This window comes from Pseudomonas sp. FSL W5-0299, assembly GCF_005930655.1.
GTDB classification, from domain to species: Bacteria; Pseudomonadota; Gammaproteobacteria; order Pseudomonadales; family Pseudomonadaceae; genus Aquipseudomonas; species Aquipseudomonas mandelii.
The window spans coordinates 34,969-52,787 of sequence record NZ_RXHX01000035.1 but is presented as its reverse complement, the minus strand read 5'-3'; the positions used below and the strand labels follow the sequence as shown (position 1 = coordinate 52,787).

19 protein-coding genes are annotated in these 17,819 nt (G+C 58.3%); 9 read left to right on the top strand and 10 right to left on the bottom strand.

All coding sequences use genetic code 11. The features are described from left to right. The first annotated feature begins 40 nt into the window (after nucleotides 1-40). Entirely contained in the window at nucleotides 41-928 is an 888-nt protein-coding gene (locus FHL16_RS27875; protein ID WP_077749902.1) for a LysR family transcriptional regulator, read from the top strand. Nucleotides 929-989: 61 nt separating this feature from the next. Here FHL16_RS27875 and glpD read toward each other — a convergent pair whose 3' ends face one another. From glpD to FHL16_RS27855, 4 genes are all read right to left on the bottom strand, one after another. After that, on the bottom strand, nucleotides 990-2,528 hold the full coding sequence (gene glpD / locus FHL16_RS27870; RefSeq protein WP_077749901.1) for a glycerol-3-phosphate dehydrogenase: 1,539 nt from the start codon (nucleotides 2,526-2,528) through the stop codon (nucleotides 990-992). A 317-nt stretch (nucleotides 2,529-2,845) separates the two neighbouring features. After that, on the bottom strand, nucleotides 2,846-3,601 hold the full coding sequence (locus tag FHL16_RS27865) for a DeoR/GlpR family transcriptional regulator (RefSeq protein ID WP_010457697.1): 756 nt from the start codon (nucleotides 3,599-3,601) through the stop codon (nucleotides 2,846-2,848). Between the two features lie 94 nt (nucleotides 3,602-3,695). Beyond that, the gene (glpK, locus tag FHL16_RS27860; protein WP_077749900.1) at nucleotides 3,696-5,201 is read right to left on the bottom strand and encodes a glycerol kinase GlpK; all 1,506 of its coding nucleotides are present in this window, start codon (nucleotides 5,199-5,201) and stop codon (nucleotides 3,696-3,698) included. Nucleotides 5,202-5,276: 75 nt separating this feature from the next. Then, nucleotides 5,277-6,128, bottom strand: coding sequence for an MIP/aquaporin family protein (locus tag FHL16_RS27855; protein WP_077749899.1), 852 nt, complete (start codon nucleotides 6,126-6,128; stop codon nucleotides 5,277-5,279). A gap of 371 nt (nucleotides 6,129-6,499) precedes the next feature. Here FHL16_RS27855 and ybaK point away from each other — a divergent pair, with 371 nt between their 5' ends. Together ybaK and FHL16_RS27845 are read left to right on the top strand one after the other, a co-directional pair. Further along, nucleotides 6,500-6,970 carry a Cys-tRNA(Pro) deacylase gene (gene ybaK / locus FHL16_RS27850; RefSeq protein ID WP_077749898.1) on the top strand — a complete coding sequence of 157 codons (471 nt, stop codon included), beginning with the start codon at nucleotides 6,500-6,502 and terminating at the stop codon, nucleotides 6,968-6,970. Nucleotides 6,971-6,985: 15 nt separating this feature from the next. Then, nucleotides 6,986-7,768, top strand: a complete 783-nt coding sequence (locus FHL16_RS27845; RefSeq protein WP_010457693.1) for a PhzF family phenazine biosynthesis protein — start codon at nucleotides 6,986-6,988, stop codon at nucleotides 7,766-7,768. Nucleotides 7,769-7,824: 56 nt separating this feature from the next. Here FHL16_RS27845 and FHL16_RS27840 read toward each other — a convergent pair whose 3' ends face one another. Beyond that, the gene (locus tag FHL16_RS27840; RefSeq protein ID WP_010457692.1) at nucleotides 7,825-8,934 is read right to left on the bottom strand and encodes an ABC transporter ATP-binding protein; all 1,110 of its coding nucleotides are present in this window, start codon (nucleotides 8,932-8,934) and stop codon (nucleotides 7,825-7,827) included. Beyond that, the gene (gene argF, locus FHL16_RS27835) at nucleotides 8,931-9,851 is read right to left on the bottom strand and encodes an ornithine carbamoyltransferase (protein WP_010457691.1); all 921 of its coding nucleotides are present in this window, start codon (nucleotides 9,849-9,851) and stop codon (nucleotides 8,931-8,933) included. Before argF ends, FHL16_RS27840 begins: the two co-directional genes overlap by 4 nt. A gap of 448 nt (nucleotides 9,852-10,299) precedes the next feature. On the opposite strand from argF, the gene FHL16_RS27830 reads away from it, so the two are divergent. The 5 genes from FHL16_RS27830 to grxD all read left to right on the top strand — a co-directional run bounded on the left by FHL16_RS27830 (nucleotide 10,300) and on the right by grxD (nucleotide 13,954). After that, nucleotides 10,300-10,506 (top strand): hypothetical protein, encoded by a 207-nt coding sequence (locus tag FHL16_RS27830; protein ID WP_010457690.1) that lies wholly within the window; start codon nucleotides 10,300-10,302, stop codon nucleotides 10,504-10,506. Then, the gene (locus FHL16_RS27825) at nucleotides 10,487-10,822 is read left to right on the top strand and encodes a hypothetical protein (protein WP_138739082.1); all 336 of its coding nucleotides are present in this window, start codon (nucleotides 10,487-10,489) and stop codon (nucleotides 10,820-10,822) included. Before FHL16_RS27830 ends, FHL16_RS27825 begins: the two co-directional genes overlap by 20 nt. Nucleotides 10,823-10,978: 156 nt before the next feature. Beyond that, nucleotides 10,979-11,272, top strand: coding sequence for a hypothetical protein (locus FHL16_RS27820; protein WP_077749897.1), 294 nt, complete (start codon nucleotides 10,979-10,981; stop codon nucleotides 11,270-11,272). Between the two features lie 134 nt (nucleotides 11,273-11,406). Then, a complete protein-coding gene (locus tag FHL16_RS27815; protein ID WP_077749896.1) occupies nucleotides 11,407-13,515 on the top strand; it encodes a molybdopterin oxidoreductase family protein in 2,109 nt (702 codons plus the stop codon). Between the two features lie 97 nt (nucleotides 13,516-13,612). Continuing rightward, nucleotides 13,613-13,954 carry a Grx4 family monothiol glutaredoxin gene (gene grxD, locus FHL16_RS27810; protein WP_010457686.1) on the top strand — a complete coding sequence of 114 codons (342 nt, stop codon included), beginning with the start codon at nucleotides 13,613-13,615 and terminating at the stop codon, nucleotides 13,952-13,954. 221 nt (nucleotides 13,955-14,175) lie between these two features. On the opposite strand, the gene bfr is transcribed toward grxD, so the two are convergent. Next, nucleotides 14,176-14,649 (bottom strand): bacterioferritin, encoded by a 474-nt coding sequence (gene bfr, locus FHL16_RS27805; protein WP_010457685.1) that lies wholly within the window; start codon nucleotides 14,647-14,649, stop codon nucleotides 14,176-14,178. A 199-nt stretch (nucleotides 14,650-14,848) separates the two neighbouring features. After that, nucleotides 14,849-15,067 carry a bacterioferritin-associated ferredoxin gene (locus tag FHL16_RS27800; RefSeq protein ID WP_007943567.1) on the bottom strand — a complete coding sequence of 73 codons (219 nt, stop codon included), beginning with the start codon at nucleotides 15,065-15,067 and terminating at the stop codon, nucleotides 14,849-14,851. Nucleotides 15,068-15,382: 315 nt separating this feature from the next. Here FHL16_RS27800 and FHL16_RS27795 point away from each other — a divergent pair, with 315 nt between their 5' ends. After that, nucleotides 15,383-15,985 carry a peroxiredoxin gene (locus FHL16_RS27795; protein ID WP_010457682.1) on the top strand — a complete coding sequence of 201 codons (603 nt, stop codon included), beginning with the start codon at nucleotides 15,383-15,385 and terminating at the stop codon, nucleotides 15,983-15,985. A gap of 75 nt (nucleotides 15,986-16,060) precedes the next feature. On the opposite strand, the gene rnt is transcribed toward FHL16_RS27795, so the two are convergent. Next, a complete protein-coding gene (gene rnt / locus FHL16_RS27790) occupies nucleotides 16,061-16,738 on the bottom strand; it encodes a ribonuclease T (RefSeq protein ID WP_008155580.1) in 678 nt (225 codons plus the stop codon). After that, the gene (pyrC, locus tag FHL16_RS27785) at nucleotides 16,735-17,781 is read right to left on the bottom strand and encodes a dihydroorotase (RefSeq protein WP_010457678.1); all 1,047 of its coding nucleotides are present in this window, start codon (nucleotides 17,779-17,781) and stop codon (nucleotides 16,735-16,737) included. The genes rnt and pyrC overlap by 4 nt, the downstream gene beginning before the upstream one ends. Nucleotides 17,782-17,819 lie beyond the last annotated feature (38 nt).

The window sequence follows — 17,819 nt, the reverse complement described above, 5'->3', positions numbered from 1 at the left end:
AAACAATGTTTGACGGGATTGAACAGTGAACTCAATTGCTATGCACACTCATCTTAATCGGGTACAGACATTTCTGGCGGTGGTCGATTTTGGTTCTTACACCAAGGCCGCCAATTACCTGAATATCAGCAAGGCCATGGCCAGCCTGCATGTCAAGGCGCTGGAGGATGTGCTGTCCGCGACGTTGTTGATTCGAAATACCCGAAATATCTCCCTCACGGAAATAGGTCAGGATTTTTATGAATCGTTCAAAGGTATTGTCGCGGACATCGATAGTGCCTTCGATAATGTATTGAAAGGTCATAACCGTGTCACCGGCAAGTTGCGGTTCAGTTCCACCATAGAATACGGCGAGGCTTATATCCTTCCGTTGATGCCGCAATTTATAGAGCGCTATCCGGAAATAAAACTCTGCTATGACTTTAACTCTTCACTCAATGATCTGGTGGCGGAAAAGTTAGACCTGGTTATTCGTCTGGGCAACTTGGCAGACTCGGCTTTCAAGAGCCGTAAGCTGGCGGATTATGAAATTGTCCTGGTGGCTACGCAGACGTTTCTTGCCCGTCACCCGGTGCAAACGCCTCAGGACCTGAACTCGGTGCCGTGGATCGCCAACAGCAACCTGCAGGCACCGACCCAGTGGACGTTGCGTCATCCGCAATCAGGGGCTGTCGAGATCAACGGGATCAATCAGTTTGAATCCAACTCTTCCACGGCCATTCGCTCCATGACGTTGTCGTCGCTGGGCGTCTCGGTGCTGCCCGCCTGGGTGGTCAAGGACGACATCGCCAGCGAGCGGCTGATTCGCCTGTTGCCCGACTATTCGCTGCCTTCGCAGTCCGTCAACGTGGTGTTTCCCAACAGCCCGCATTTGCCCCACAAAACGAGGGCGTTCATTGATTTCCTGTTGCTGCATCTGGCGCAATGAGCGCCTGCAAAAAAGCCCCTGAATCGTCGGATTCAGGGGCTTTCATTTAAACGGATGGCGATCAGGCCGCTTCGATCTTGCTGCGGTTCTGCTCGACCTTGCTCAGGTAATCCACCAGTTTCTGCTGTTCCGCCGGGGTAGTGAACAAGCCCAATTTGCTGCGGCGCCACAGAATGTCATGGGCGGTGGTTGCCCACTCTTCGCTGCACAGGTAATCGACTTCGCGGGTGTAGAGACCGCCGCCGATGTGGTCGCCCAGGTCGTTGAGGTTCTGCACGCCTTCCATCATGCGCCAGGTGCGGCTGCCATAGGTGGTTGCCCAGCGGCGTGAGATTTCAGTCGGAACCCAGTCGAACTTGTCGCGAATCAGCGAGCTCAGCGCCTGCGGGGTGGTCATGTCTTCGCCGCCCGGCAGGGTGGCGCTGGCAGTCCAGCTTGGCTTGATGTGCGTGAAGTACGGCGCCAATTGTGCCAGCGCCGACTCGGCCAGTTTGCGGTAGGTGGTCAACTTGCCGCCGAACACCGACAGCAACGGCGCTTCTTCGCCAGTGCCCGAGAGCGCCAGGGTGTAGTCGCGGGTGACGGCTGACGGGTTGTCGGATTCGTCGTTGCACAGCGGACGGACGCCGGAATAGCTGTGCAGGATATCGTCGCGGCTGATCTGCTTCTTGAAGTGGGCGTTGACCACTTTCAGCAGGTAATCGGTTTCGCTTTCGGTGATCGCCACTTTGGCCGGATCGCCGGTGTACTCGCGGTCGGTGGTGCCGATCAGGGTGAAGTGATTGAGGTACGGAATGGTGAAGACGATGCGCTGATCTTCGTTTTGCAGAATGTGCGCGTGTTCGCCTTCATACAGTTTTGGCACGATCAGGTGGCTGCCCTGAATCAGGCGAATGCCGTAGGGCGATTCCATCTTCAGGTCATCACGAATGAACTTGGCGACCCAAGGGCCGGCGGCGTTCACCAGCGCTTTGGCGCGGATCGAAAACAGGCTGCCGTCGGCGCGCTCCAGGTGCAGATGCCACAGGCCCTTGGTACGACGGGCACTGACGCAGCGGGTCTGGGTGTGAACGTGGGCGCCTTTCTCGCGGGCGGCCATGGCGTTCAGCACCACCAGGCGCGCATCGTCGACCCAGCAATCGGAGTATTCGAAGCCTTTGGTGATTTCGCTTTTCAGCGGGCTGTCCGGACCGAACTTCAGGCTTTTCGAGCCTTCGAGTTTTTCCCGCTTGCCGAGGTTGTCATACAGGAACAGGCCGGCGCGGATCATCCAGGCTGGACGCAGGTGCGGACGGTGCGGCAACACGAAGCGCATTTGCTTGACGATGTGCGGCGCCTTGGCCAGCAGCACTTCGCGTTCGGCGAGGGCTTCGCGTACCAGGCGGAATTCGTAATGTTCGAGGTAGCGCAAGCCGCCGTGGATCAGCTTGCTGCTGGCCGACGAAGTGTGGCTGGCCAGGTCATCTTTTTCGCAAAGGAACACCGAAAGGCCGCGACCGGCGGCATCCGCTGCGATCCCAACGCCATTGATCCCACCACCGATGACGGCGATGTCGTAGACCTCAGCGAGAGGGGGCGTAGGCAAGGTAGAAGTGGGCATCGGCTGGCCTCGGGCTCTTTTGATTTTCTGTATTGGAATTCGAACATTAATGTTCATTTGCGAAAATGGTAGCCCATAAAGCCGCCCACAGCCAGTCAACTTCGATTGAAAATACTGATCGAAGGACCGAAAAAGGAAAATATACGAACATTAAATGAGGGGGGGTGGAGGCTTTTGTGGCGAGGGAGCTTGCTCAGCAGACGCAAATCAGTCGACACGCTCTTCCTGAAATACAACGATTACCGGTTTCAGGGCTGCTTCGCAGCCCACCGGGAGCAAGCTCCCTCGCCACAAGGGAGCGCGCTGTTTGGAGAGGGTTAAACGACTTCCAGCCGAATCTTGTGCTGACTCAGCAGTTGCGCCAGCGCCGGCGAAGGTTGTTGGTCGGTGACCAGGCAATCAATCAGGCTGATCGGCCCAAGGCGAATCATGGCGTTGCGCCCGAATTTGCTGGAGTCAGCCGCCAGAATGACCTTCCGGGCGTTGGCGATGATCGCCTGTGATACCCGCACTTCCTGATAATCGAAGTCCAGCAGGCTGCCGTCTTCATCGATACCGCTGATGCCGACCAAGGCAAAGTCGACTTTGAACTGGTTGATGAAATCGACACTCGCCTGGCCGACCACGCCACCGTCGCGCCGCACATTGCCGCCCGTCAGCAGAACGTCGAAGTCGTCCTTGGCGCTGAGCATCGAGGCCACGTGCAGGTTGTTGGTGATGATTTTCAAGTGGTTGTGGTTGAGCAGCGCCCGGGCAATCGATTCGGTGGTAGTACCGATATTGATGAACAGCGAGGCGTGATCCGGGATCTGAGCCGCAATGGCTTCACCGATACGCTGCTTCTCATCGCGCATCTGGTCGGCGCGCATGGCGTAGGCGGTGTTCTCGACACTGGAATCGTAGGCTGCGCCGCCATGGTAGCGACGCAACAAATTGGCTTCCGCGAGCTGATTGATATCGCGGCGGATGGTTTGCGGTGTAACGACGAACAGCGTAGCCATTTCCTCGATGCTGACATAGCCGCGTTCGCGGACCAGTTCGAGGATTTGCTGCTGACGGGGAGGCAGATTCATGGGGCTTCCTTTGGCTGCCGTGCAAAATTTGCCCATGATGCCGCAGGAATCTGCTCCCTACCAGTTACATACCGATACGAGTACTCAGGTTGGCTTATTCAGCGCCTTCATGTGGTTCCCAGTCGCGGGTGCGGCTGACGGCTTTTTTCCAGCCGGCGTAGAGTTTTTCCTTGGCGGTTTCGTCCAGGGTCGGTTCGAATTCGCGTTCGATCACCGCCTTGCCGCGCAGCTCATCCAGGCTGCCCCAGAAGCCACACGCCAGGCCGGCCAGGTAAGCGGCGCCCAGTGCAGTGGTTTCGCGCATTTGCGGACGCTCGACCTGAGTGCCGAGGATGTCGGCCTGGAACTGCATCAGGAAGTTGTTCGCAACCGCGCCGCCGTCCACGCGCAGGGATTTCAGACGTTCGCCGGAATCCTGTTGCATGGCGTCCAGCACGTCGCGGGTCTGGTAGGCAATCGACTCCAGGGCTGCACGAATAATGTGATCCACACGCACGCCGCGGGTCAGACCGAACAGGGCGCCACGGGCATACGGGTCCCAGTAAGGCGCGCCGAGGCCGGTGAAGGCTGGCACCAGGTACACGCCGTTGCTGTCCTTGACCTTGTTGGCGAAGTATTCGGTGTCGTGGGCGTCGTTGATGATCTTCAGTTCGTCACGCAACCACTGAACGGTCGAACCACCGTTGAACACTGCGCCTTCGAGCGCGTAAGCCACTTCGCCACGTGGGCCGCAGGCGATGGTGGTGAGCATGCCGTGCTTGGACTTCACGGCTTTGTCGCCCGTGTTCATCAGCAGGAAGCAGCCGGTGCCGTAGGTGTTTTTCGCCTGGCCCGGCTCGACGCACATCTGGCCGAACAGGGCGGCCTGCTGGTCGCCAGCGATGCCGCCGATGGCGATGCCGCTTTTGGTGTGGCCGTAGATTTCGGACGAAGATTTAACTTCCGGCAGCATCTCGCGCGGAATATCCAGTATCTCCAGCATCTTCGTGTCCCACTCAAGCGTGTGGATGTTGAAGAGCATGGTGCGCGAGGCGTTGGTGTAGTCGGTGACGTGGACCTTGCCGCCGGTAAATTTCCAGATCAGCCAGCTGTCGACGGTGCCGAACAGCAGTTCGCCGTTGCGCGCACGCTCGCGGCTGCCTTCGACGTTGTCGAGGATCCACTTGAGCTTGGTGCCGGAGAAGTACGGGTCGGTGACCAGGCCGGTGGTCTCGCTGATGTATTGCTCGTGGCCGTCGCGTTTGAGCTGCTGGCAAATCTCGGTGCTGCGGCGGCACTGCCAGACGATCGCGTTGTAGATCGGGCGGCCGGTGGTCTTGTCCCAGACCACGGTGGTTTCGCGCTGGTTGGTGATGCCGATGGCCGCGACCTGGTCGTGATGCAGGCCGGCTTGAGCCAGGGCTTCGACCATCACGGCGCTTTGGGTGGCGAAGATTTCCATCGGGTCGTGTTCGACCCAACCGGCTTGCGGGTAATGCTGGACGAATTCGCGCTGGGCGGTGCAGACCACGTTCGCGTCGCGGTCGAAAATGATCGCGCGGGAGCTGGTCGTACCCTGATCGAGGGCAATGATGTAGTTCTTATTCTGAATGTCGGTCATGTCGATTGCCTTGGACGAAAAAAGGAAGAGAGGTCCGGCGCGTGATCTTATGGGCAGGATCACGCGCCTACGGTATCAAGAAGTTCTTGGTTTGCCGTCAATGGCCGGTGTTGCGTCCTGTGTAGCAGGTGTGGCGCTGGGCAGATGACGGGCAATCAGCCCGCGATACGCGGCAGCGCCGAGGCAGGCACCGACAATCGGTGCAAAAATCGGAATCAGGAAATACGGGATATCGCGGCCGCCGGTGAGGGAAATTTCACCCCAGCCGGTGAAGAAAGTCATCAGCTTCGGACCGAAATCACGCGCCGGGTTCATCGCGAAACCGGTCAGCGGGCCCATCGAGCTGCCAATCACGGCGATCAGCAAGCCAATCAGCAGCGGTGCCAGCGGCCCTTTTGGCAGGCCATTGTTGTCATCGGTCAGGGACATGATCACGCCCATCAGGATGGCGGTGATGATGACTTCAACCAGGAAAGCCTGGGCGGTGGACAGGGCCGGGTTAGGGAAGGTGGAGAACACCGACGCCAATTCGAGGCTCGCCTGGGTGCCACGGACCATATGGTGAGTTTGTTCGAAATCGAAGAATAGATTGCTGTACAGCGTGTAGACCAAAAATGCGCCGCAGAACGCGCCAGCAATTTGAGCGAGGATATAGAACGGCAGTTTGCGTTTTTCGAAGTCGGCGAAAATGCTCAGTGCGATGCTCACGGCGGGATTGAGGTGAGCTCCGGAAACCCCGGCGGTCAGGTAGATCGCCATGCTCACGCCGACGCCCCAGATGATGCTGATTTCCCACAGGCCAAAGCTGGCACCCGCGACCTTGAGAGCGGCAACACAACCGGTGCCGAAAAAGATAAGCAGTGCAGTGCCCAGAAACTCGGCCATGCATTGGCTTGAGAGCGACGGTTGTTGTAAAGCAGTTGTCATTGAAAACCTCGTTTTTGTTGTTGTCTGGCGCTTCTTTCATCATGGCCAAAGCGCGTTTTCCACCGAGGCAGAATCCCCATCCTGTTCTCGGCCTGCTACTGGGGTGCTGCGATGACACATTCGTACAGTATTCAGATTCGAAAAAATATAGACAAGAAACGCTGCTGTCAAAGGTCGAAAGTGAACTGTCGGTCACAATTCAACTATTAGTCATGTGAATGATCGTATTGTTCACGCGACCGGCCAGGCACGGACGAACGGTAGCCTGTGCCGTCAAGCCGCTGAAACAGTGGCGCAATAGAGCCTTTTGCCGACCAATGTCCTAGAATCCAGCGCAGGATTTTTCTACTGCCGCCCACTCTGGAGCTGCCATGACCCCCGCATTGGATTTGTTGAAAAAAGTTCGAGCCGAACATCGCGTGCACAGTTATGAACATGATCCAAAGGCTGCGTCCTATGGGCTGGAGGCCGCGGAGAAACTGGGGCTGAACCCGGCGCAGGTGTTCAAGACATTGCTGGCAGCCAGTGAGAAAGGTGAGTTGCTGGTAGCGGTGGTGCCGGTCGTCGGAACTTTGGACTTGAAGCATCTGGCTCACGCGGCGGGCGTGAAAAAAGCCGAAATGGCCGATCCTGCCGCTGCGCAACGCGCGACGGGTTATCTGTTGGGCGGGATCAGTCCGTTAGGGCAGAAGAAGCGCTTGCGCACGTTTATCGATAACTCCGCTCAGCCCTTTGCGACCATCTTCGTCAGCGCCGGCCGGCGCGGTCTTGAGGTTGAATTGGCGCCGGCGGTGCTGGCCGAACACACTCAGGCCAAGTTTGCCGATATCGGCCGCGCCTGAATCAGGGAGAAGGTTATGCAGCTTGAATTTCATCAAGTCGATGCGTTCAGTGATCGTCCGTTCAGTGGTAACCCGGCCATGGTGTATCGGCTCGAGGCGTGGCTAGCCGATGAGTTGATGCAGAAGATTGCCGCCGAACATAACCTCGCCGAAACCGCCTTCGTGGTGCGTGAAGGGCAGGGTTGGCACATTCGCTGGTTTACCCCGACGACCGAAGTGCCATTGTGCGGCCATGCGACCCTGGCCAGCGCGCATGTGTTGTTTGACATCTATAAGGAGCCGGTCGAGCGCCTGGACTTCATCTGCAAGTCCGGCCCGTTGAGCGTAAGCCGCGAGGACGGGCGCTTGTGGCTGGATTTTCCGGCCGTCGTGCCATCTGAAGTGGGCGTGACCCTGGATGTCGAGCGCGCCTTGGGCGTCGAAGTGGTCGATGTTCTGGGTTCCAACGAGTTGTTCGTGGTGTTGGAGTCCGAGCAGGCCGTGCTCAACTGCCAGCCAGACATGATCGCCCTGGCCAAGCTGCCGTGGCCGGGTGCAATCGTCACCGCCAAGGGGAGTCAGCATGATTTCGTGTCCCGGTACTTTGCCCCGGCAATCGGCATCAATGAAGACCCGGTGACCGGTTCGACCCATTGCAGCTTGATTCCATATTGGTCGAAGCGGTTGGGCAAGACGAGTCTCAGCGCTTATCAGTGCTCGAAGCGAGGCGGGGCGTTGTTCTGCCGACTGGAAGGGGACCGGGTGAAGATTGGCGGGAATGCGACGCTGGTTGCGAGCGGAACACTCATTCTCGGTTAACCCAAATTTGATGTGGGAGTGAGCAGCCACGCTCCCACATTTTTTGTCCGTGTGTATTAGCTGGCGGTGCTGTAGCGCCGGACACCGGACTCTACCACCGGAATCTGCGCAGCCGTGCTGCCCGATGCCTGGAACAGCACCAGGTGTTCAGCCGCGACTCGAATACCCACTTCGGCACCGACTTGATGATCGGCATGGCTCGGGAAAATCGACTCCAGTTGCGCCCCGGTCGGCAGCTGCAAACGGTACAACGTCGAGGCCCCCTGGAACGACTTGCCGACAATCCGCGCCTTTAAGCCGCTGTCGGGTGCATAAACGATATCGTCCGGACGCAGCAACACATCCACCGCACCGCCCACGGGCCAGGTGTAGGCCCGATTGCCGCGCAACTCACCCAATTCGGTCTGCACCGACTCGGGGCTGCTCAGCTGGCCGCGAATGAAATAACCCTGGCCAATGAAGCTGGCCACAAACGGCGTCAGTGGCTCGTGGTACAGGTTGTAGGGCGTGTCCCATTGTTCCAGCCGACCTTCCTTGAACACCCCGACATGATCGCTCACCGCGAAGGCTTCTTCCTGGTCGTGGGTCACCAGAATCGCGCTGGTGCCACGGGCCTTGAGAATGTCGCGCACCTCATGGCTGAGCTTGCGTCGCAGTTCGCCATCGAGGTTGGAGAATGGTTCGTCGAGCAACAGCAATTGCGGTTCCGGTGCCAGTGCGCGGGCCAGTGCGACACGCTGCTGCTGACCACCGGACAACTCGTGCGGAAAGCGCTTGCCGAGGTTTTTCAGGTTGACCAGCTCCAGCAACTCTTCGGTGACACGATCCTTTTGCGGGTGCTTGCGGATCCCGAAGGCGATGTTCTCGGCCACGCTCAAATGCGGAAACAGCGCGTAGTCCTGGAACACCATGCCGATCCGGCGTTTCTCCGGGGCAAGGGTGAAGCCGGCGCGGGAGATGGTCTCGCCTGCGAGGGTTATTTCACCTTCCTGCACCGGTTCGAAACCGGCAATCGCCCGTAGCGTGGTGGTCTTGCCGCAGCCCGAGGAGCCCAACAGGCAACCGATGTCACCGGCATTCAAATGCAAGTTGAGGTTCTGCACGACGCGCTGGTCTTGATAGCCGCAGGCGAGGTTGCGCAGGTTAAGCAGTAATGGAGGGCTCATGCGTGGTGATACGCCGGCTCGACGAGGAACTCGAGCAGGGCCTTTTGTGCGTGAAGGCGGTTTTCCGCCTGGTCCCAGGCGACCGAGCGCTTGTCATCGAGCACGTCGAGGCTGATTTCCTCGCCGCGGTGGGCCGGCAGGCAGTGCATGAACAGCACATCCTCGGCCGCCAGGTCGAGCAGGGCGCGAGTCACCTGGAACGGCGCGAACAGCTTCAGGCGCTTGGCGGTTTCTTCTTCCTGGCCCATGGAGGTCCAGACATCGGTGCTCACCAGGTGGGCGCCGCGCACGGCATCCTTCGGATCGCGGACGATGGTCACGCGATCGCCGGCCATGGCCACGAACTGCGGGTTGGGTTCAAACCCTTCAGGGCAGGCGATGCGCAACTGGAAGTCGAACTGGATCGCCGCTTCTATATAGCTGTTGCACATGTTGTTGCCGTCGCCGATCCAGGCCACGGTCTTACCCTGAATCGAGCCGCGATGTTCGAGGAACGTCTGCATGTCGGCCAGCAACTGGCACGGATGCAGGTCATCGGACAGGCCGTTGATCACGGGAACGCGGGAATTGGCGGCGAATTCGGTCAGGGTGCTGTGGGCAAAGGTGCGGATCATCACGGCGTCGAGCATGCTCGACATCACGATGGCGCAGTCGCCGATCGGCTCGCCACGGCCCAGTTGCGTGTCGCGCGGCGACAGGAAGATGGCCTGGCCGCCGAGCTGGATCATGCCGGCTTCGAACGAAATACGGGTACGGGTCGAGGACTTCTCGAAAATCATCCCGAGCACGCGGTTTTTCAGAGGCTCGAACAGTACGCCGCGGTTACGCAGGTCTTTGAGCTCAACGCCTCGACGGATCACGCTGACCAGCTCTTCGGGCGTGCAATCCATCAGGGAGAGAAAGTGCCTTGCGCTCATCATTGACTACCTTTTTGCAACAGACCGCAGATACTCAAAGCCTTGTTTAACTGAAAAACGGGCGAGACCTGCGGCGTAAGCCGCACGGGGCGACGAAATAGGGGGAGGCGCGATATTGACATTAAATGTCGCGTTTTTCCAATAGGAGGCTTTTTTTACGGTTTCCAACATGTTTCAAGCGATACAACGCGATCCGCGTTGCGAGTTTGTGAGCAGCATTTGTACACGGTGCCGAAGCTCGATTGCAATAACTGCCGTGATCTGGCTCGATATCCGGCGAAGAATGGAAGACCCGCTGAACAGCGCCCTCCGGGCCCCTTACAAGCTCGCGGAGTTGTTTGCTGTTACGTTTTCAGGTGCCGGGTTTCGGATTGCGCTCAGGTATTATCCGCCTCATTGCGGATTCTCGACTGCGTAAAGTCAAACACTCCCAGGGAGGGAGCGCTGTATGGCGATCAATAAACCCGGACACACTGGTCTGACGCGCCTTCGTCGTGTTTCGCCGGCCTTCGATATGGCTGTCATTTCTACGGTCATGGGCTTCGCGATTATCGCAAGCACGATTTATCCAGGCGTTCCGAGCGCAGTGGTGGGCGCCATCGTCGGCGCTTTTATCGGCGTGAAGAATTTCAGGGATGACGCGATTGCAGATTGATTCGACCCAGTTTTTGGTAGTGGGAGGATTGGTCGCAATTGGAATCTACCTGGGAGCTTCGCTACTCGCGCGATCAACGCCGGACCTGAAGCATGGAGCTGCCCTGGTGGTCGCGTGGTTCACAGTGGTGAGCGTCATTGATATCGCGTTGCAGGTCTATCAAGCCGAGCCTCATCAGCTGGGCATCCTGGCAAACCAGAAAGCTATCATCCTGATCGGGTCCGGCGTGATGCTTTGGCTGGCGGTCGGCGGAATCTGGACGGCCTTGGCCTCACCGCTCAAAAAGAAGGCGTCGAAGATTTCTCAGCCTCAGTGAGCCTGTCTGTGTGGTCGAACGCAGGTTTTGACGAGGTCGTTTCGTGTCTTGTCTGTTGTTCAAGGCACCGGTTGTCACCGTGTTCTGGATGAAACGTTTGCTAATACAAAGTGCTGGGTTATAACTAACTCACGAGTGACGCAGGAAGCCTTCGGAATGGAATCGAAAGAACAGCTTTTAATGGATTTACTCGGCCTCACGGCCCGCTCCTTGACCCACCTCACCGCTTCCATGACGTCGATGTCCTTCGAATTGATGCGCAGTGAAGACGAAGTGACCAAAGCGGCCGGTCGACGCATGATCGATCGCATGGCAACCATTAGTACCGGGCTCGACGAACACTGGCGACTGATCGGCGAGCTCACCGGCGTACATATCGCCCAGGAACAGATCGAAACCATTCAGGAGATCCAGTTGCAGGCGCCGCCGCCCAGGTTGCCGCCGAATTGATCGTGCACGGCCATCGGCTAGCCTGATGGTCGTCGATTCACAAGACGAACGTCGCTGGCGCAGTCGCGGGTCAGGCGCCATAGTTTTGTTCCCGCGGCTGATATTGCCCGCCCAGAACAAAACAGAGACTGGCCATGACCAAGACTCTCCATCACCGTGCCTGCCACCTGTGTGAAGCCATCTGCGGCCTGACCATCGAGACCTCCGAGGTCGAAGGCAATGGCGTGCAGATCACCTCAATCAAGGGTGACCCGCTGGATACGTTCAGTCGTGGGCACATCTGCCCCAAGGCGGTTGCCCTGCAAGACATTCAGAACGATCCGGATCGCCTGCGTCAGCCGATGTTGCGAGTGGGCAGCGAATGGCAGCCTATCGAGTGGCAAGACGCTTTCAGCCTGGTCGCCGAACGCCTGGCGGCGATTCAGGAGCATCACGGGCAGAATGCGGTGGCGGTTTATCAAGGCAACCCCAGCGTGCACAACTATGGCTTGATGACCCACAGCAATTATTTCCTGGGCCTGCTGAAAACCCGCAACCGGTTTTCCGCGACCTCGGTCGATCAGTTGCCTCATCACTTGACCAGCCATTTGATGTACGGCCATGGCTTGCTGCTGCCGATTCCGGACATCGACCACACCGATTTCATGTTGATCCTCGGGGGCAATCCCCTGGCCTCCAACGGCAGCATCATGACCGTGCCGGATGTGGAGAAGCGTCTGAAGGCGATTCAGGCCAGGGGCGGCAAAGTGGTGGTGGTCGATCCGCGCCGCAGCGAAACGGCAGCGATAGCCGATCAGCATCTGTTCGTGCGCCCCGGTGGCGATGCGGCGCTGTTGTTCGGGTTGCTCAATACCTTGTTCGCAGAAGGTCTGACTCGCGACAGCCATTTGCCGGTCGACGGTCTGGATGAAGTCCGTCAGGCGATCAGCACATTCACTGCCGACACGATGAGCCCCTTGTGCGCGGTGCCGGCAGAACAGATTCGTCAGTTGGCCCGGGATTTCGCGGCGGCGCCGACAGCGGTCTGCTATGGCCGGATGGGCGTCTCGACCCAAGCCTTCGGCACGCTGTGTCATTGGCTGGTGCAACTGATCAACCTGGTCACCGGCAACCTCGACCGCGTCGGCGGTGCCTTGTGCACTGAACCTGCGGTGGATCTGGTGGCTTCGACGTCGGGTGGGCATTTCAATCTGTGGCAGAGCCGGGTGTCCGGGCGTCCCGAGTACGGCGGTGAGTTGCCGGTGTCGGCCCTGGCGGAAGAGATGCTGACGGGCGGGGAAGGGCAGGTTCGTGCGCTGATCACCGTGGCCGGCAATCCGGTGCTGTCCACACCCAATGGCCGGCAACTGGAACAGGCGCTGGACGGTCTGGAGTTCATGGTCAGCATCGACCTGTACATCAATGAAACCACGCGCTATGCCGACCTGATCCTGCCGTCGACTTCCGCACTGGAAAACGATCACTACGACACCACGTTCAACATGTTCGCTGTGCGCAACGTCACCCGTTTCAACCGGGCGATCCTGGGCAAGCCCGAAGGTGCATTGCATGACTGGGAGATCTTTGTCGGCCTGGCCCAGGCTTTTGCGGCGAAGACCGGCAAGGAGCTGAAACCGACCATTGCACCGGCGCAGATGATCGATCGTGGGCTGCGGATGGGGCTTTATGGCGATGCCTCGGCGCACAAGCTTTCGTTGGCGACGCTGTTCGATCACCCGCACGGCGTCGATCTGGGCGCGCTCAAATCGAACCTGGCGCCACGCCTGAAAACCGCCAACCAGCGAGTCCAGGCCGCGCCGGCTGCGATTCTCGCTGACCTTGCCCGTTTCGCCGCGCTGCAAGCACCGGCTGCCGACGAATTGCTGATGATTGGTCGTCGCCATGTGCGCAGCAACAACTCGTGGATGCACAACTATCACCGTCTGGTGAAGGGCAAGCCGCGCCATCAATTGTTGATGCACCCGGATGACCTGGCCAGTCGTGGACTCGGTGACGGGCAGCGCGTGCGGGTCAGTTCGCGGGTCGGTGTGATCGAAGTGGAAGTGCTCGCCAGCCTGGACATGATGAAAGGCGTGGTCAGCCTTCCTCACGGTTGGGGGCATGCACGGCCCGGCGTGCAGATGACGATCGCCAGTAGTCAACCGGGCTCCAGCGCCAACGACCTGACCGATGAATGTCAGCTCGACGAGTTGTCGGGGAATGCTGCGTTGAACGGTGTTCCGGTGACAGTGGCGGCGGCTTGATTGTGTCTGTCGGGGAGACCGAGCATGGCGCTCGGGTTTCCGTTACAATGCGCCACCGTGCCGACCTCTGAGTCGGAAAGTTCAGCCGAGGTGCTCCATGGATATCATCGAAACGATTAAAGAGCAGATTGCTAACAACACCATTCTGCTTTACATGAAAGGTTCGCCGAATGCCCCGCAGTGTGGCTTCTCCGCGAAAGCCGCGCAGGCCGTGATGGCATGTGGTGAAAAGTTTGCTTACGTGGACATCCTGCAGAACCCGGAAATCCGCGCCAACCTGCCAAAATACGCCAACTGGCCAACCTTCCCGCAACTGTGGGTCGGTGGTGAGCTGGTCGGCGGTAGCGACATCATGACTGAAATGTCGGCTGATGGTTCGCTGCAGGCCACGATCAAGGCTGCCGTTGAAGCGGCTGCTGCGAACAAGACCGAAGCCTGACCCGGTACCTGTAGGCGCGAAGCTTGCTCGCGAAAGCGGTACAACATTCAGCACATAAGTTGACTGGACTACCGCTTTCGCGAGCAAGCTTCGCTCCTGCAGATGTTTCGTCCTGAAACAGGTGCAAACCTTGTTCAGGACGAGACAAAGGGCATTAAAAAGCCCCGCCTCTATAAAAGAGTGCGGGGCTTTTTATTGTCTCGAGTTTAGCGGGCGCTAACTTACTCTTCGCCCATCTGCGATTGCAGATAGTTCTCAAGACCGATTTTATCGATCAGGCCCAGTTGAGTTTCCAGCCAGTCGATGTGTTCTTCTTCGGACTCAAGGATATCTTCGAGCAATTCACGGCTACCGAAGTCACCCACGGTTTCGCAATGAGCGATGGCAACCTTGAGGTCGGCATGACCAGTTTTCTCAATACGCAGGTCGCATTCGAGCATCTCCTGGGTGTGTTCGCCGATCTGCAGCTTGCCCAGGTCCTGGACGTTCGGCAGGCCTTCGAGGAACAGGATGCGCTTGATCAGCTTGTCCGCGTGTTTCATCTCGTCGATGGATTCGTGGTATTCGTGCTTGCCGAGCTTGTTCAGACCCCAATCTTCGTACATGCGCGCATGCAGAAAATATTGATTGATCGCGACCAGCTCATTGGCAAGGATCTTGTTGAGATGCTGGATGACTGTAATGTCGCCTTTCATGATGGGGTCCTGCCCTGTATTAGCTGTCAATAAGGCGGAGTTTGAGCCGCACAACTAAGAGTGTCAAACCTAAGTTATTGAAACTTAAATGAAAATTAATCGGAATAAGAATGTTTGTGTTCCGCGTCTAGAGCGTAAGCAGTTGATTTTCAGACATAAAAAAACCGGACATCAAGTCCGGTTCTTTGGAATAGGGTAGTTACGCGGCAGTAAATTCTACAGGGAAAGGAATCGCAGCCTGGGCCGATTGCAATTTGGTCAGGGTTTCACGCACCACTTCCTTGGCAAGGCAGGCGCATTTACCGCATTGGCTGGCTACGCCAGTGGCCTGGCGGACTTCTTTGTAGCTGCAGCAACCTTCATAGATTGCATCGCGGATTTGACCGTCGGTGACGCCAGTGCAGAGGCAGACATACATAAGCTAAGAACCGTCGCTGGTGGTGACTCAGTTGCGATGGATCTTAATGTTAACGAGAATGATTGTCAAAGTGCTTTCTGAAAGCTTCGCGTTATAAGCGAGTATGACTGACGAACGGTTTTCATCCGGGCTTCTGCCATCACCTGTCGCGACGACCAATTTGACGCGCGGTTGAAAAACCGTTGAGGACAGCCCAAAAACGCCGTGTATGATGGTCGGTCCTTGCGAAGGGGGGCGTGTCACAGGGCTGTCGCCTGAGGGTGGCAGGCTGACACGAACCCAGTTCTTCACGATATATAGACCAGGAGATATTCAATGAGCGTACTCGTAGGTAAACAAGCCCCGGACTTCACCGTACCTGCCGTCCTCGGCAATGGCGAAATCGTTGACAGCTACACCTTGTCCTCGGCCATCAAAGGCAAATACGGCCTGGTGTTCTTCTACCCACTGGACTTCACCTTCGTTTGCCCGTCCGAGCTGATCGCTCTGGACAACCGCATGGCTGACTTCAAGGCGCGCAACGTTGAAGTGGTCGCGGTGTCGATCGATTCGCACTTCACCCACAACGCATGGCGCAACACCCCGGTGAACAATGGCGGTATCGGCCAGGTTCGTTACACCATGGCTGCCGACATGAAGCACGAAATCGCCAAGGCCTACGACGTTGAGTCCGAAGGCGGCGTGGCTTTCCGTGGCGCGTTCCTGATCGACGACAAAGGCGTTGTCCGTTCGCAGATCATCAACGACCTGCCGCTGGGCCGTAACATGGAAGAGCTGATCCGTCTGGTCGACGCGCTGCAATTCCACGAAGAGCACGGCGAAGTCTGCCCTGCCAACTGGAAAAAAGGCGACAAAGGCATGACTGCTTCGACCGAAGGCGTCGCGGCTTACCTGACCGAGAACGCTGCTGCGCTGTAAGGCACGTTCGAGGCATAAAAAAACCGGCCACTGAGGCCGGTTTTTTTATGGTCGGGAGAAATTCAGCGACCGGGATCAGTCGTTGAAGTCTTCCCAGCCGCCCATTTGTTTCCAGCGATTGACGATGCCGCAGAACAGCTCGGCCGTCTTCTCGGTGTCGTAGCGCGCCGAGTGAGCCTCACGACCGTCGAAGTCGATGTCCGCCGCCTGGCAAGCCTTGGCCAGTACGGTTTGACCGTAAGCCAGGCCAGCGAGGGTCGCGGTATCGAAACTGGAGAATGGGTGAAACGGGTTACGTTTCATGTCCAGGCGTGCGACAGCGGCGTTGAGGAAACCCAGGTCAAAGCTGCTGTTGTGCCCAACCAGAATTGCCCGTTTGCAGCCGTTGGCTTTCAGGGCCTTGCGGATACCACGGAAGATATCGGTCAGGGCCGTTTCTTCGCTCACCGCCATACGCAGCGGGTGATCGAGTTTGATCCCGGTGAATTCCAGCGCCGCGGCTTCAATGTTCGCGCCTTCAAAAGGTTCGACGCGGAAGAAATAGGTGTGATCGGGATACACAAAGCCTTTTTCATCCATGGCGATCGTGGTCGCGGCGATTTCCAGCAGGGCGTCAGTGGCAGAGTTGAAACCACCGGTTTCAACGTCGACAACAACTGGCAGGTACCCACGGAAGCGCTCAGCCATGGGGTGGCGCGAACCACCTCCGCCGCCTTGACCGTCCTGTTCGTCGTCGAAATGGTCTTCACTCACGCGTGTTCCTCCAGCAGGCGCCAGCGCAGTTTTTCACCGGCGCGCAGCGGGATTACGGTCAGCTCGCCAAATGGCAGGCTGGTTGGGGCGGTCCACTCATCGCGGACCAGGGTGATGCGATCGGTGTTCACCGGCAGGCCATAGAAGCGCGGGCCGTTGAGGCTGGCGAAGGCTTCAAGCTTGTCCAGCGCGTTGCGTTGTTCAAAGGCTTCGGCGTACATCTCGATCGCCGCATAAGCGGTGTAGCAACCGGCACAGCCGCAGGCCGCTTCTTTGGCGTGCTGGGCGTGAGGCGCCGAGTCGGTGCCGAGGAAGAACTTGTTGCTGCCGCTGGTGGCGGCGTCGAGCAGGGCTTCCTGGTGGGTGTTGCGCTTGAGGATCGGCAGGCAATAGAAGTGTGGCCGAATCCCGCCCACCAGCATGTGATTGCGGTTGTACAGCAGGTGATGCACGGTGATGGTCGCGCCAACGTTGGCCGAAGCCTCGTTGACGAACTGCACGGCGTCCGCGGTGGTGATGTGTTCAAACACCACTTTGAGCGTCGGGAAACGCTCGACCACACGACGCATATGCTCATCGATGAAGATTTTTTCGCGGTCGAACACATCGACATCGCCGCGGGTGACTTCACCGTGAATCAGCAAGGGCATCCCGACGTCGGCCATGGCCTCAAGTGCAGGGAAGATCTTGTCGATACTGGTGACACCCGAGTCCGAGTTGGTGGTCGCGCCGGCCGGGTACAGCTTGGCGGCGTAAACGAAACCGCTGGCCTTGGCCTCGCGAATTTCGTCGGGCTGGGTGCGGTCTGTCAGGTACAGCACCATCAACGGTTCGAAACGACTGCCGGCCGGACGTGCAGCGAGAATCCGCTGGCGATAGCCGTCGGCTTCAGCGGCGTTACGCACCGGAGGTACCAGGTTGGGCATGATGATGGCGCGACCAAAGGTGCGCGCGACATCCGCAACGGTATTGGTCAACACAGCACCATCGCGAAGATGAATATGCCAGTCGTCGGGACGCAGCAGGGTCAGGCGGTCGGACATGAGGGGATTCCAGGCGGGTCAAACTCTGGGGAATGCTA

Excerpts from the sequence above, each read along its gene's own strand:
- FHL16_RS27875 (WP_077749902.1), top strand. The coding sequence starts at position 41 with ATGCACACTCATCTTAATCGGGTACAGACATTTCTGGCGGTGGTCGAT.
- glpD (WP_077749901.1), bottom strand. The coding sequence starts at position 2,528 with ATGCCCACTTCTACCTTGCCTACGCCCCCTCTCGCTGAGGTCTACGAC.
- FHL16_RS27865 (WP_010457697.1), bottom strand. The coding sequence starts at position 3,601 with ATGAATCTGCCTCCCCGTCAGCAGCAAATCCTCGAACTGGTCCGCGAA.
- glpK (WP_077749900.1), bottom strand. The coding sequence starts at position 5,201 with ATGACCGACATTCAGAATAAGAACTACATCATTGCCCTCGATCAGGGT.
- FHL16_RS27855 (WP_077749899.1), bottom strand. The coding sequence starts at position 6,128 with ATGACAACTGCTTTACAACAACCGTCGCTCTCAAGCCAATGCATGGCC.
- ybaK (WP_077749898.1), top strand. The coding sequence starts at position 6,500 with ATGACCCCCGCATTGGATTTGTTGAAAAAAGTTCGAGCCGAACATCGC.
- FHL16_RS27845 (WP_010457693.1), top strand. The coding sequence starts at position 6,986 with ATGCAGCTTGAATTTCATCAAGTCGATGCGTTCAGTGATCGTCCGTTC.
- FHL16_RS27840 (WP_010457692.1), bottom strand. The coding sequence starts at position 8,934 with ATGAGCCCTCCATTACTGCTTAACCTGCGCAACCTCGCCTGCGGCTAT.
- argF (WP_010457691.1), bottom strand. The coding sequence starts at position 9,851 with ATGAGCGCAAGGCACTTTCTCTCCCTGATGGATTGCACGCCCGAAGAG.
- FHL16_RS27830 (WP_010457690.1), top strand. The coding sequence starts at position 10,300 with ATGGCGATCAATAAACCCGGACACACTGGTCTGACGCGCCTTCGTCGT.
- FHL16_RS27825 (WP_138739082.1), top strand. The coding sequence starts at position 10,487 with ATGACGCGATTGCAGATTGATTCGACCCAGTTTTTGGTAGTGGGAGGA.
- FHL16_RS27820 (WP_077749897.1), top strand. The coding sequence starts at position 10,979 with ATGGAATCGAAAGAACAGCTTTTAATGGATTTACTCGGCCTCACGGCC.
- FHL16_RS27815 (WP_077749896.1), top strand. The coding sequence starts at position 11,407 with ATGACCAAGACTCTCCATCACCGTGCCTGCCACCTGTGTGAAGCCATC.
- grxD (WP_010457686.1), top strand. The coding sequence starts at position 13,613 with ATGGATATCATCGAAACGATTAAAGAGCAGATTGCTAACAACACCATT.
- bfr (WP_010457685.1), bottom strand. The coding sequence starts at position 14,649 with ATGAAAGGCGACATTACAGTCATCCAGCATCTCAACAAGATCCTTGCC.
- FHL16_RS27800 (WP_007943567.1), bottom strand. The coding sequence starts at position 15,067 with ATGTATGTCTGCCTCTGCACTGGCGTCACCGACGGTCAAATCCGCGAT.
- FHL16_RS27795 (WP_010457682.1), top strand. The coding sequence starts at position 15,383 with ATGAGCGTACTCGTAGGTAAACAAGCCCCGGACTTCACCGTACCTGCC.
- pyrC (WP_010457678.1), bottom strand. The coding sequence starts at position 17,781 with ATGTCCGACCGCCTGACCCTGCTGCGTCCCGACGACTGGCATATTCAT.